The organism is Pseudomonas sp. ENNP23 (assembly GCF_001728945.1).
GTDB lineage: Bacteria > Pseudomonadota > Gammaproteobacteria > Pseudomonadales > Pseudomonadaceae > Metapseudomonas > Metapseudomonas otitidis.
The window spans coordinates 146,551-159,736 of sequence record NZ_LYSP01000001.1 but is presented as its reverse complement, the minus strand read 5'-3'; the positions used below and the strand labels follow the sequence as shown (position 1 = coordinate 159,736).

The following is a 13,186-nucleotide window of genomic DNA, read 5'->3' as shown; positions in this document are numbered from 1 at the left end:
CTCACACCCCCTGCAGCCGGCTCAGCAGGCGACCCTTGCTGATCGCCCCGGCATAGTGGCCCGCCTGGTCGATGACCGGGATGGGGCCTTCGTTGTCTACCAGGCGCTCGATCACCTGCTCCAGTGGCAGGTCCTCGGGCACCGGCACGATCTGCTTGAGCAGGTCCGGTTCGAGGCTGCGGGAGCGACCGTCCTCCACCAGCAGGGCGATCTTCTCCAGGCTGATGGAGCCGCGGAAGCGGTTGTCCTCGTCGACGATGAAGGCGTAGTGCTTGTCCATCGCCTGCAGTTCGCGGCACACCTGCAACGCATCGGGTGCCTTGCCGTTGTGCACGTAGAGCGGGACGCTGTCGGCCTTGAGCTGGCCGGCGGTGAGGTAGCGGCTGGTGTCGACGGTGTCGAAGAAATTGCGCACGTAGTCGTTGGCGGGCTTCTCGATCAGTTCCTGCGGGGTGCCGACCTGGATCAGCTTGCCGCCTTCCATGATGCCGATGCGCGAACCGATGCGCATGGCTTCCTCGATGTCGTGGGAGACGAAGATGATGGTGCGGCGGTGGGTCTTCTGCAGCTCCAGCAGCACGTCCTGCATCTCGCGGCGCTTGAGCGGGTCGAGGGCCGAGAAGGCCTCGTCCATGATGATCATCGACGGGTCCACCGCCAGGGCGCGGGCGAGGCCCACGCGCTGCTGCATGCCGCCGGAGAGTTCGTGGGGGTACTTGTGGGCGAAGGGCGCCAGGCCCACCTGCTCCAGCACTTCCATGGCGCGACGCTCGCGCTCCTTCTTGCTCTTGCCGGCCACTTCCAGGCCGAAGGCGGCGTTGTCCAGCACGGTGCGCGAGGGCATCAGGGCGAAGGACTGGAACACCATGCTCATGTCGCGGCGACGCAGGTCGATCAATTGCGCCTTGGGTAGCTTGGCCACGTTCTGGCCGTCGATGAAGACGTCGCCCGCGGTCGGTTCGATCAGACGGTTGATGAGGCGGATCAGGGTGGACTTGCCGGAGCCCGACAGGCCCATGAGGACGAAGATCTCGCCCTCTTCGACGCTGAACGAGACGTCGCTGACGCCGATCACCGCGCCACGTTCAGCGAGAATCCGTTCCTTGCTCCAGCCTTGCTTGAGCAGGTCGATGGCTTCTTGTGGCTGCTGGCCGAAAACCTTGTAGAGGTTCTGGACCACGATTTTTCCAGACTGCATGGGATCATTCCCCTTCGGTAGGCATCCTTGTCGGACACACGGGCTCGCGGGCTCCCATCCAGGGCGCGGCGCCAGGTGCTGTCGACTGTTCTTGCCTGTGTGGGTTTACTGGTTCCAGGGCCTGGCAGGGAGGCTGTGCGACGTCTAGCCGACGACCGGGTGCCCACGGACTCAGACAGCCACCCTCACCCCGCAGGGCATGGACGCCTGATCGATTCCTCGAGTTCCTGTCCTTCGTTGCGCTGAGTTGCAAACCGCTTTCCACACCCTCTGGCAGTGCTACGTGACCCGATCCCTGGGTCATTCCACACCTCGACCGGAGGTGCGCGTACATCCGAAATTTCTTGTAGGGCCGCATCCCGTCAGGAGGGCGTGGCCGCTTTGTGTTCTTCGGTCCGGGGCGGAGGGCCCCGGTCTGCCGCACCTCCCTGGGAGCGTGGCAGCGACGAAATCGGCTGTCTCAACGATATAGCCTCGGCATACCGGCAATTGTCGGTTTACGACCCTGACGTGTTGGGCGACGACATCCGCCAATGGCGAAAAACCTTAACAGAAAGTTTTTGCCCCGCGCGACCGCTGGAACCCGCGCGGTGCCTGGCCTGCAGCCCTTGTGTGGGCTGCAGGCCAGGGCCGCCGGGGGCTGCGGTGGAATGGAAGGCGCGCCGACAATCAGGGTTCGGCGGCCAGGTGGAGGGTGGGGTCTGCCGGTTTTCCGTCGCGGGTGGTGACGCCTTCGAGCCAGCGCGCCAGGTCGGCGGGGTTCTCCTTCAGCCAGGCCTTGGCCTCGCGGCGACGGTTGGTGCTCTGGTTGAGCACCGCGCCCATCAGGTGGTTCTCCATGGCCAGGGAGAAGCGCAGGTTCTTCAGCAGGCGCCCGAGGTTCGGGCACTCCCTGGCCAGCCCCGCGCGGGTGTTGGTGTAGACGGTGGCACCGCCGAAGTTGGGGCCGAAGTAAGCGTCGCCGCCGGCCAGGTACTGCATCTCGAAGGCGTTGTTCATCGGGTGCGGCTCCCAGCCGAGGAACACCACCCACTGCTTGAGGTGCTCGGCGCGCTTCACCTGGGCCAGCATGCTGCTCTCGCTGGATTCCACCAGTTGGAAGTCACCGATGCCGAAGGCGTTCTCGCTGATCATGCGGCCGATCAGCTTGTTGCCGTCGTTGCCCGGCTCGATGCCGTAGATCTTGCCGCCCAGCTCCTTGCGAAAGCGCGCCAGGTCGGAAAAGTCCTTCAATCCGCCGTCCCACGCCGCCTTGTTCACCGCCAGGGTGTACTTGGCACCTTCCAGGTTGGCACCCAGGGTGTCGACGCTGCCTTTCTCGCGGTAGGGGGCGATGTCGTTCTCCATGCTCGGCATCCAGTTGCCGAGGAACACATCGATCTTCCTGTCCGCCATGGCCTTGTAGGTGTCGGGCACGGACAGGCGCTTGACCTGGGTGTTGTAGCCCAGCTCGGTGAGCACGTAGCGGGTCACGGCGGTGGTGACGGTGATGTCGGTCCAGCCGACATCGGCGAAGCGAACGGTGGAGCAGGACTCCGGATCGGCGGCCTGGGCCAGCAGCGGAAAGCACAGCGCTGCGGCCAGGCCCCAGGTTTTTCTAGGGCTCATGGTCTTATCCACAGGGTGTTTCGGATGGGAAACCCGCGTGGCGAACGATGCGCTGCTGGCCGCTGCGGGGGCCTGGATCATGGCGCCGCAGACGCGCCGCTTTCTACGAAGCAGGTCGCAAGCAGGACGTCGCTGTCGTTTTTCGCTCGACCGACCGGTCGGCCCGGCGGCGCATTCGGACACGAGCAAGTCGGTGTGGGACGTTCGCCGCTCACGGAAATGCCGATGATGTGCGCGATGCAACCCAGTCAGCGGAGAGTCCCGTGGCCATCAGCGTGTTCGACCTGTTCAAGATCGGTATCGGCCCTTCCAGTTCCCACACCGTCGGGCCCATGCGCGCGGCCGCGCTGTTCGTCGGCGCCCTGCGCGAGCGCCACCTGCTGGAGCGTGTGCGCCGCCTGGAGGTGAACCTCTACGGCTCGCTGTCCGCCACCGGCGTCGGGCACGGCACCGACCGCGCGGTGATCATGGGGCTGATGGGGGAATGGCCCGACCAGATCGACCCGCAGCTCATCGCCCCGCGCATCGCTACGCTGATGGAACGCAACGAACTGCTGCTGGACGGTCGCCTGCCGGTGCCTTTCGTCTGGTCGCGGGACATGCGCCTGCTGGACGAGAACCTGCCCTACCACCCCAATGCCATGACCCTGGTGGCCCTCGACGAACACAGCGAGCTGCACCGTGACACCTATTACTCCGTCGGGGGTGGCTTCGTGGTGGACGCCGAGCAGGCCGCCTCCGGCCGCCTCGACCAGGACACCACCGCGCTGCCCTATGACTTCTCCAGCGGCGCCGAACTGCTGCAGCTCTGTCAGCGCCACGGCCTGCGCGTGTCCGAGCTGATGATGGCCAACGAGCGCGCCTGGCGCGGCGACGAGGCGATCCGCAGCGGACTGCTGCGCCTCTGGGCGGCCATGCGTGAGTGCGTGGAGAACGGCCTGCGCCACGAGGGCGTGCTGCCCGGCGGCCTCAACGTGCGCCGCCGGGCCGCGCGCCTGCACCGCAGCCTGCTGGACCTGGGCAAGCCCAATGTCATCGGCTCCACCATGAGCGCCATGGAGTGGGTCAACCTTTACGCCCTGGCGGTGAACGAAGAGAACGCCGCCGGTGGGCGCATGGTCACCGCGCCCACCAACGGTGCCGCCGGCATCGTCCCCGCCGTGCTGCACTACTACATGCGCTTCAACCCCGAGGCCTCCGATGACGACGTGGTGGCGTACTTCCTGGGTGCCGCCGCCGTCGGCATCCTCTGCAAGAAGAACGCCTCCATCTCCGGTGCCGAAGTGGGTTGCCAGGGCGAGGTCGGCTCCGCCTGTGCCATGGCCGCCGCCGGCCTGGCCGAAGTGCTCGGGGCCACGCCGGGGCAGTTGGAGAACGCTGCCGAAATCGCCCTGGAGCACAACCTCGGCCTCACCTGCGACCCGGTCGGCGGCCTGGTGCAGGTGCCCTGCATCGAACGCAACGCCATCGCCGCGGTGAAGGCCATCAACGCCGCGCAGATGGCCCTGCGTGGCGATGGCGAGCACTTCATCTCCCTCGACCGGGTGATCCGCACCATGCGCGACACCGGCGCCGACATGCACGACAAGTACAAGGAAACCTCCCGCGGCGGCCTGGCCGTCAGCGCCATCGAGTGCTGATTCGCCCGCGCCCCGGTCCCGGGCGTGCCGCTACCTTTTGGTGCGTCGCGCCCGAGAGGTGTTGTACGGGTTTCTGACTGATTGGTCATATTTTGCGTCGTTTGTCTGTTACGGCTCACATTCCCGGATGTAGCGGGGGTGACAGCAACCCTCCCATGCAGTGCTACCGAACACCCCAGGCACCAGGAACCACGCGGCCTGGCGGTCGCTATCAGAATGTTTCTGTCGCTCTCGCCTAGCCCCGCTGGCATGGGGTTTGGATGGGGCTGGGCGTTTTTATTGAATGGCCGAACAATTTAGGCATGACCTTTGCGTTCAATCGGCTGCAGTCATCTGGGTCAGTCGCGTACCAGAACCAATAAAAAGAGAACCTCGCAATGAAGGTTCAGAGCGTGTTTTAGCGTGAGGGTTTCGCAGATGTCACAGTCCACCACCGGCTCCCAGCCACAGAACCGCGTCCCCCAAACCATCGGCTTCCTGCTGCTGGACAACTTCACCCTGATCTCCCTGGCCTCGGCGGTTGAGCCGCTGCGCATGGCCAACCAGCTTTCCGGCAAGGAGCTGTACCGCTGGTACACCCTCAGCCAGGACGGCAAGCCGGTCAGCGCCAGCGACGGCCTGCAGATCACCCCCGACGCCAGCCTGGAGAACGCCCCGGCGCTGGATGCGGTGATCGTCTGTGGCGGGGTGGACATCCAGCACAGCGTGACCCGTGAACACCTGCACTGGCTGCAGGTGCAGTCCCGCCAGGGCCGCCAATTGGGCGCCGTGTGCACCGGTAGCTGGGCGCTGGCCAAGGCCGGGCTGCTGGACGGGTTCGACTGCAGCGTGCACTGGGAATGCCTGGCGGCCATGCAGGAAGCCTTCCCCCGTGCCGCCGTGACCACCCGCCTGTTCTCCATCGACCGCAACCGCAACACCTCATCCGGCGGCACCGCGCCGATGGACATGATGCTGCACCTCATCGGTCGCGAGCACGGCCGCGAGCTGGCGGCGGCGATCTCCGAGATGTTCATCTACGAGCGCATCCGCAACGAGCAGGACCACCAGCGCGTGCCCCTCAAGCACATGCTCGGCACCAACCAGCCGAAGCTGCAGGAAATCGTCGCACTGATGGAGGCCAACCTCGAAGAGCCCATCGACCTGGACGAACTGGCCTGCTACGTCGACGTCTCTCGTCGCCAGCTCGAGCGCCTGTTCCAGAAGTACCTGCACTGCTCGCCGTCGCGCTACTACCTCAAGCTGCGTCTGATCCGTGCGCGTCAGCTGCTGAAGCAGACCGCCATGTCCATCATCGAAGTGGCCTCGGTGTGCGGCTTCGTCTCCACCCCGCACTTCTCCAAGTGCTACCGCGAGTACTTCGGCATCCCGCCGCGTGACGAGCGCGCCGGCCAGAACGCCAACGTCGTCGCCCTGGTTCCGCTGCCGGAAGACCTGCGCCGCCCCTCCACCGCCGGCGTCGCCCTCAGCCGCGCGCAGAGCGAATCCACCTTCGCCAGCGTTCGCCTGTAACCCACCCGGGGCCGCCCAGCGGCCCCGTTCCCCAAAACGTCTCCGTAGTCCTCGTAGCCCGGGCTTCAGCCCGGGAATTTCTCCGGCGAGCACCTGCCCTCAGGAGCGAGCTCTGCTCGCGAAGGCTCTTCCCCTGCGCACCCTGCTCACTCCCGGACTGAAGTCCGGGCTACGTGGGTTTGCCTGGGGTTTGGGTGCCGGACCTTTCGCGGTTGAAACCGCTCCCACGGGCTGGTGCCGGCTTGTGGGCGCGGTGGGATTCGATGCGGTTCGCCGAGCTCACCGCATCCTACGGTCACATGCGATGGGGTGGCAGAGACGTAGGGTGGACCGCGCTTCATCGGTCCACCATGGGGGTGCCGGCGAACGCCATTGGTGGATGGAAAAAGCGCCATCCCCCCTACGGCCTGAAACCCGCCCGTAGGAGCGAGCTCTGCTCGCGAAGGCTCCTCACCGGGGCACCCTGTCCAGCCCCGGACTGAAGTCCGGGCTACGTGGGTTTGCCTGGGGTTTGGGTGCCGGACCTTTCGCGGTTGAAACCGCTCCCACGGGCTGGCGCCGGCTTGTGGGCGCGGTGGGATTTGACGCGGTTCGCCAAGCTCACCGCATCCTACGGTCGCATGCGATGGAGGTGGCGGAGGCGGACGTAGGATGGGCTGAGCTGTGCGAAGCCCATCGATGCCAGGCGGACGATGCCGATGCCCCATCACTCCGTAGCCCCGTGCCGGCGGGCGACGGTTTTGCTTGGGCATGAAAAAGGGCGCCAGCGGCGCCCTTCGTCGTTACGGGGCAATCAGCGCGGCACCAGGGCCGGGAGCAGTGTGCGGGAGATGGCTTCGCGCACCTGGGGCAGCAGGGTGGCGTTGCCGCCCAGCAGTTCCTCCACCAGCCGCCGCAGGGCAGTGGCGCGTTCCGGGCTGAGGCCGCTGACGGCGTGTTCGCACGCCTGTTCGGCGCTCACCCCCGGCGGAATGCTGAGGCCCAGTGCAACCAGCCGGTCGCGGAAGTCATCCTGGTCGATCAGATCGGCATGCATCATGTCGGTATCTCCTCCTGGTGCTGCGTCAGCGCAGCACGCCCTCTTCCTGCAGCAGTTTGAAGATAGCCTCGGCACCCGCTTCTGGCGAAAGATCCTTGAGGACCTGGCCGCCGCCACCGGAGGCCTTGGCCGTCGCCGCCTTCATGCGCTCGGCACCGGTCTTGGCCTTGATCACCTTGAGGCGCTTGGGGCGCGGGCGGGCGGGTTGCAGCTGGCTGTCGGCGAACAGCTCGTCTTCTACCACGTCCACGTCTTCGGCACTTAGCTGTCCGCGACGCGCCGGGCCGTAGGCGCTCTGCCGTGCGGTCGGGGCGGCGTTGTCGACGCTGGCGAGGAACGGCAGGCGCACCTTCAGCCGGCGCCGCTGGCCACGGGGCAGGGCTTGCAGCACCTGGGCGACGCCGTTGTCCACCTGCTCCACTTCGGCCAGGCCCACCACCAGCGGCCAGCCGAGGCGTTCGGCCAGCAGGTAGGGGAGCATGCCCGAGCCTTCGCCGGTTTCCGCCTGGCTGCCGGTGAGCACCAGTTGCGCGCCGCTGTGCTGGATGAAGTCGCCGAGGGTCGGCAGGGCGTCGTCACGCGGGCCCTGCTCCAGCACCACCAGCTCCGTCAGGCCCATGCCCAGGTAGCTGCGCAGGGCGTCTTCCCGGGGGTCGCCAGCGTGCACCACCCGCAACTGCGGGCCGGCCAGGCGCAGGCCCAGTTCCACCGCGCGGGCGTCCTGGTCGGCGCGGCGCGGACGGCCGGAGGTCGGGTGGGCGCCGACCGAGACGAGGCTGACGATCTTCAGTGCGTCATGCGGCATCGCGTGCCCCTCCCTGACGGTATTGCCGTACCCGCTCGATGAGCGCGGCGAGGATGGCGCCGGAGTCGCCGATCACCGAGAGATCGGCGCGTTTGATCATGTCGCAGCCCGGGTCCATGTTCACCGCCACCACCTTGTCGCAGGCGCCGATGCCCTGCAGGTGCTGGATGGCCCCGGAGATGCCCACCGCCAGGTAGACCCGCGCGGTGACCCAGGTGCCGGTGGCGCCGACCTGGCGGTTGCGCGGCATGTGGCCGTCGTCCACCGCCACGCGGGAGGCGCCTTCGGTGGCCCCCAGCTCGCGGGCAGCCTGGTGGAACAGGTCCCAGTCCTTCACGCCGTTGCCGCCGGAGAGGATGAACTCCGCTTCGGCCATGGGGATCTGCGCCGGGTCCACGGCCACCGGGCCGAGGTCTTCGAGGCGCGGCAGGCTGTGGGCGATGGCGTGGGTGAGTTCCAGGGCGCGGGCCTCGTGGCGGGTCTCGCTGACCGGCTCGGCGCATTCGGCGGCAGCCAGCACCAGGCGCGGCAGGCGCCGCACCAGGTCTTCACGGCCGGCACCGGCCCGGCCCGTGGCCTGCTGGTCGGCCACCTGCCAGACGCGGGTGGCGGGGCGCTCGCCGAGCTTGGCGGCCAGGCGCCGGCCCAGCTCGCCGCCACCGGTGCGGCTGTCGGGCAGCAGCCAGTGGCGCGGCGCCAACTGGCTTTCCACGGCGCTCAGGGCCAGCACCCGCGCTTCCGGCGAGTAGCCGTCGAAGGCTTCACCGGGGATGCGCAGCAGGCGGTCGACGCCAGCGGTGTCGAAGGCGTTTTCCTTGTCCTCGCCGAACACCACGGCCACCACGGCGCCGTCACTGCCGGCCAGCTTGCGGGCCAGGCCGAGCAGGTCCTTGTCGTGGCTGGATAGGCGGCCGCCGACCATGTCGGGCACCACGCAGACGTGGAAGGCCGGTTGTTCGATGACCAACAGCGGCAGTTGCACCACCTCGGGCGCGCTGCTGCGCTTGCCGGCGGTGCCCTGCTGGGCGCCGCTGCGGTCGATGCGCTTGACGCCGTTGGGGCCGATGAAGCCGGCGGCGGCCACATGGGGGTTCTTGCGCAGCACGCCGTTGGGGCCCATCCAGCTGGCCTGGCCCTGGGTCTGCAGCAGGCCGTGCAGCGGGTGCAGGCGGTTGCGGGCGATCCACTCGGCGCGTGGGTCGCGGCGGATGATGTCGCTCATGCTCGGGTCTCCAGGCGGGGGAGGCGGTCGATGGCCATCACGCCACCTCCATGGACGCTTTGGCGGCGGCCGGTTTCTTCACCTCGGCCGGGGCCTCGATGAGCACGTCGGCCACCAGTTCGGCGATGTCCTTGATCTCCGGGCGCGGGGCGACCACGCCTTCGAGCATCGCGGTGCACTGCGGGCAACCGACGGCCACCAGTTCGGCGCCGGTTTCCTTTATGTCCACCATGCGCATGTCGGGAATCCGCTGCTTGCCGGGGATGTCGGTGATCGGCGCGCCGCCGCCGCCGCCGCAGCAGCGGGAGCGGAAGCCGGAGCGTTGCATTTCCTTCACCTCGATGCCGATGGCCTTGAGCACGGCACGCGGCGCTTCGTACTCGCCGTTGTAGCGGCCGAGGTAGCAGGGGTCGTGGTAGGTCACGCTGCCGGCCTTGCTCTGGCCGAGGTTCAGCGCGCCGGCACGCACCAGCTCGTCGATGAAGGTGCTGTGGTGCAGGACGTCGTAATGACCGCCGAGGGCGCCGTACTCGTTCTTCAGCACGTGGAAGCTGTGGGGGTCGCAGCTGACGATGCGCTTGAAGCGGTACTTGGCCAGGGTGGCGATGTTGCGCCTGGCGAGGGTCTGGAAGGTGGCCTCGTCACCCAGGCGCCGGGCCACGTCGCCGCTGTCGCGCTCTTCCAGGCCGAGCACGGCGAAGTCAACGTTGGCGGCCTTGAGCACTTTCACGAAGGCGCGCAGGGTGCGCTGGTTGCGCATGTCGAAGGCACCGTCGCCGACCCAGAACAGCACGTCCGCCTGCTGCCTGTCGCTCATCAGCGGCAGGTTCAGGTCGGCCGCCCAGTTGAGCCGCCCGCCGGGGGCGAAGCCGCCGGGGTTGTCGGTGGCGATGAGGTTTTCCAGCACCTCGGCACCCTTGTTCGGGGTGGCGCCCTTCTCCAGGGTCAGGTGGCGGCGCATGTCGACGATGGCGTCGACGTGCTCGATCATCATCGGGCACTCCTCGACGCAGGCGCGGCAGGTGGTGCAGGACCACAGCGTATCGGCATCCACCAGGGCCTTGCCTTCCAGGGACACGATGGGCTGGTGCGGGCCGCCGCTGTGCTCACCCAGGGCCTTGCCAGGGTATGGGCTGCCGGCGAAGGAGGCGTCGTTGCCGCCGGCCAGGCCGATGACCATGTCCTGGATCAGCTTCTTCGGGTTCAGCGGCTGGCCGGCGGCGAAGGCCGGGCACATGGCTTCGCACTTTCCGCACTGCACGCAGGCGTCGAAACCGAGCAACTGGTTCCAGGTGAAGTCGGTGGGTTTCTCCACGCCCAGCGGGGCGCTCGGGTCGGTCAGGTCCAGGGCCTTGAGACCGGTGGAGCGGCCGCCACCGAAGCGTTCGGCGCGGCGGTGCCAGGCCAGGTGCAGGGCCCCGGCGAAGGCGTGCTTCATCGGCCCGCCCCAGGTCATGCCGAAGAACAGCTCGGACACGCCCCAGGCCACGCCCACGGCGAGGATGGCCGCGAGGAACCAGCCGCCGAAGCCGGCCGGGAGGATGCCGGCCACCGGCAGGGTGGCGATGAAGAAGCTCGCGGCGAACATCAGCAGGCTTTTCGGCAGGCGCATCCATGGGCCCTTGGACAGCCGCGCCGGCGGGTTGCGCCGGCGCCTGGCGACGAACAGGGCGCCGACGAACATCAGCGCCGTGGCCGCCAGCAGGGCGAAGCCGAGGATGCGGCTGTGCAGGCCGAAGCCATGCACCAGGATCGCCAGCAGCGCCGCCAGGACGAAGCCACCGGCGGTGGCGACGTGGGTCCTGGACATGTATTTGTCGCGCTCGACCACATGGTGCAGGTCCACCAGGTAGCGGCGCGGCATCTTCATCAGCCCGACGAGCCAGTCGACCTGCGACGGGCGGCCCCGGCGCCACATGAGGAAGCGCTTCGCGGCGCCGAGCACGGCCAGGCCGAGGGCGGTGAAGAGCAGGAGGGGAAGAATCGTGTTCAGCATTGCTGGTCTCCCTACGGGACCGGGTGAACGCGGGGAGGATGCGCGGGAGGGGATTCGCGTCGCTCACCCCATCCCGCGTCTACCTGGCGGCGTCAGAAGTCCTTGCACAGGCGCAGGGCGTCGTAGATCGCCGCGTGCACGTTGCGTGGGGCGCCGCAGTCGCCGATGCGGAACAGCAGGTAGCCGTCACCGGGCTCGCTGAGGCAGGGTTGCGGCTGGATGGCGAACAGGGCGTCGACGTCGATCTGGCCCTTGTTGCGTGAGCCTTGCTTGAGTGCGTAGTACAGCGTCTCGTCCGGGCGCACGCCGTTCTCGATGACGATCTGGTCCACCACGCGCTCTTCGCGGGCGCCGGTGTACTCGTTCTCCAGCACGGCCACCACCTTGTCGCCCTCGCGGTAGACCTTCTCCAGCACCAGGTCGCCGGTCATGATCACTTCCTTCGGGTACAGGCTGCGGTAGTAGGTCGGGAAGGTTGTGCCACCCATGGCGACGCCGGGCTTGATGTCGTCGGTGACGATCTCCACCTGGGCGCCCTTCTCGGACAGGTAGTCCGCCGCGGACATGCCGCCGAACTCGCAGATGGTGTCGTAGACCAGCACGTTCTTGCCGGGCTCCACCTTGCCTTCGAGGATGTCCCAGGCGCTCACCACCAGCCCTTCGGCGGCACCCCAGTGCTCGTTCTGCTCGATGAACGGATGGCCGCCGTTGGCCAGCACCACGATGTCGGGCTTGAGGTCGAGGAGGGTGGCCGGATCGGCGGCGGTGCCCAGGCGCAGGTCGACGCCGAGGCGGGCGATCTCCAGCTGGTACCAGCGGGTGATGCCGGCGATCTGGTCGCGCTGCGGGGCCTTGGCGGCGAGGGTGATCTGGCCGCCGAGCTGGTCCTTCTTCTCGAACAGGGTCACGTCGTGGCCGCGCTCGGCCGCCACGCGGGCCGCTTCCATGCCGGCGGGGCCGCCGCCGACGATGACCACCTTGCGCTTCTTGCCGGTGGTCTTCTCGATGATGTGCGGAACACCCATGTACTCGCGGGTGGTGGCGGCGTTCTGGATGCACAGCACGTCCAGGCCCTGGTACTGGCGGTCGATGCAGTAGTTGGCGCCGACGCACTGCTTGATCTGGTCCACCTGGCCCATCTTGATCTTGGCGATCAGGTGCGGGTCGGCGATGTGGGCGCGGGTCATGCCGACCATGTCCACGTAGCCGCCTTCGAGGATGCGGGTGGCCTGGTTCGGGTCCTTGATGTTCTGCGCGTGCAGCACCGGGACGTTGACCACTTCCTTGATGCCGGCCGCCAGGTGCAGGAAGGGCTCCGGCGGGAAGCTCATGTTGGGGATGACGTTGGCCAGGGTGTTGTGGGTGTCGGCGCCGGAGCCGACCACGCCGATGAAGTCGAGCATCCCGGAGTCGCTGTAGTACTTGGCGATCTGCTTCATGTCCTCGTGGGACAGGCCGTCGGGGTGGAACTCGTCACCGGAGATGCGCATGCCGACGCAGAAATCCGGGCCGACTTCTTCGCGCACGGCCTTGAGCACTTCCAGGCCGAACTTCATGCGGCCTTCGAAGGTGCCGCCCCATTCATCGGTGCGCTTGTTGACACGCGGGCTCCAGAACTGGTCGATCATGTGCTGGTGCACGGCGGACAGCTCGACGCCATCCAGTCCGCCGGCCTTGGCGCGGCGCGCGGCCTGGGCGAAGTCACCGATGACGCGCCAGATCTCTTCCACCTCGATGGTCTTGCAGGTGGCGCGGTGCACGGGTTCGCGGATGCCCGACGGGGACATCAGGGTCGGCCAGTTGTAGCCGTCCCAGCGCGAGCGCCGGCCCATGTGGGTTATCTGGATCATGATCTTGGCGCCGTGCTTGTGCATGGCGTCGGCGAGGTTCTGGAAGTGCGGGATGATGCGGTCGGTGGACAGGTTCACCGAACTCCACCACTGCTGCGGGCTGTCGGTGGACACCACCGACGAGCCGCCGCAAATGGCCAGGCCGATGCCGCCTTTGGCCTTCTCCTCGTAGTACTTCACGTAGCGCTCGGTGGTCATGCCGCCGTCGGTGGCGATCACCTCGGCGTGAGCGGTGGAAAGCACGCGGTTGCGGATGGTCAGCTTGCCGATCTGGATCGGCTGGAACATTGCTTCGAAGGCCATGGTGCGTGCTCCG

Annotated in this window: 9 protein-coding genes; 2 read left to right on the top strand and 7 right to left on the bottom strand. The window is 67.6% G+C overall.

Translation table 11 applies throughout. The annotated features are described in order from the left end of the window. Position 1 precedes the first annotated feature (1 nt). Positions 2 to 1,198, bottom strand: coding sequence for a glycine betaine/L-proline ABC transporter ATP-binding protein (locus A9G05_RS00645; protein ID WP_069559138.1), 1,197 nt, complete (start codon positions 1,196 to 1,198; stop codon positions 2 to 4). A gap of 669 nt (positions 1,199 to 1,867) precedes the next feature. Further along, positions 1,868 to 2,806, bottom strand: coding sequence for a choline ABC transporter substrate-binding protein (locus tag A9G05_RS00640; RefSeq protein ID WP_069559137.1), 939 nt, complete (start codon positions 2,804 to 2,806; stop codon positions 1,868 to 1,870). A gap of 263 nt (positions 2,807 to 3,069) precedes the next feature. On the opposite strand from A9G05_RS00640, the gene A9G05_RS00635 reads away from it, so the two are divergent. Beyond that, entirely contained in the window at positions 3,070 to 4,446 is a 1,377-nt protein-coding gene (locus tag A9G05_RS00635; protein ID WP_069559136.1) for an L-serine ammonia-lyase, read from the top strand. A gap of 417 nt (positions 4,447 to 4,863) precedes the next feature. Beyond that, positions 4,864 to 5,958: a GlxA family transcriptional regulator gene (locus A9G05_RS00630; RefSeq protein ID WP_069559135.1), complete on the top strand. Its 1,095-nt coding sequence runs from the start codon at positions 4,864 to 4,866 to the stop codon at positions 5,956 to 5,958. A gap of 793 nt (positions 5,959 to 6,751) precedes the next feature. Here A9G05_RS00630 and A9G05_RS00625 read toward each other — a convergent pair. The 5 genes from A9G05_RS00625 to dgcA all read right to left on the bottom strand — a co-directional run bounded on the left by A9G05_RS00625 (position 6,752) and on the right by dgcA (position 13,173). Next, positions 6,752 to 6,997 (bottom strand): hypothetical protein, encoded by a 246-nt coding sequence (locus A9G05_RS00625; protein WP_044409219.1) that lies wholly within the window; start codon positions 6,995 to 6,997, stop codon positions 6,752 to 6,754. Positions 6,998 to 7,022: 25 nt separating this feature from the next. Next, positions 7,023 to 7,802: an electron transfer flavoprotein subunit beta gene (locus A9G05_RS00620; RefSeq protein ID WP_069559134.1), complete on the bottom strand. Its 780-nt coding sequence runs from the start codon at positions 7,800 to 7,802 to the stop codon at positions 7,023 to 7,025. Further along, positions 7,792 to 9,024, bottom strand: coding sequence for an electron transfer flavoprotein subunit alpha/FixB family protein (locus tag A9G05_RS00615; protein WP_069559133.1), 1,233 nt, complete (start codon positions 9,022 to 9,024; stop codon positions 7,792 to 7,794). Before A9G05_RS00615 ends, A9G05_RS00620 begins: the two co-directional genes overlap by 11 nt. A 37-nt stretch (positions 9,025 to 9,061) precedes the next feature. Beyond that, positions 9,062 to 11,020 carry a dimethylglycine demethylation protein DgcB gene (gene dgcB / locus A9G05_RS00610; RefSeq protein WP_069559132.1) on the bottom strand — a complete coding sequence of 653 codons (1,959 nt, stop codon included), beginning with the start codon at positions 11,018 to 11,020 and terminating at the stop codon, positions 9,062 to 9,064. Between the two features lie 92 nt (positions 11,021 to 11,112). Then, positions 11,113 to 13,173, bottom strand: coding sequence for a dimethylglycine demethylation protein DgcA (gene dgcA, locus A9G05_RS00605; protein ID WP_069559131.1), 2,061 nt, complete (start codon positions 13,171 to 13,173; stop codon positions 11,113 to 11,115). Positions 13,174 to 13,186: the final 13 nt, after the last annotated feature.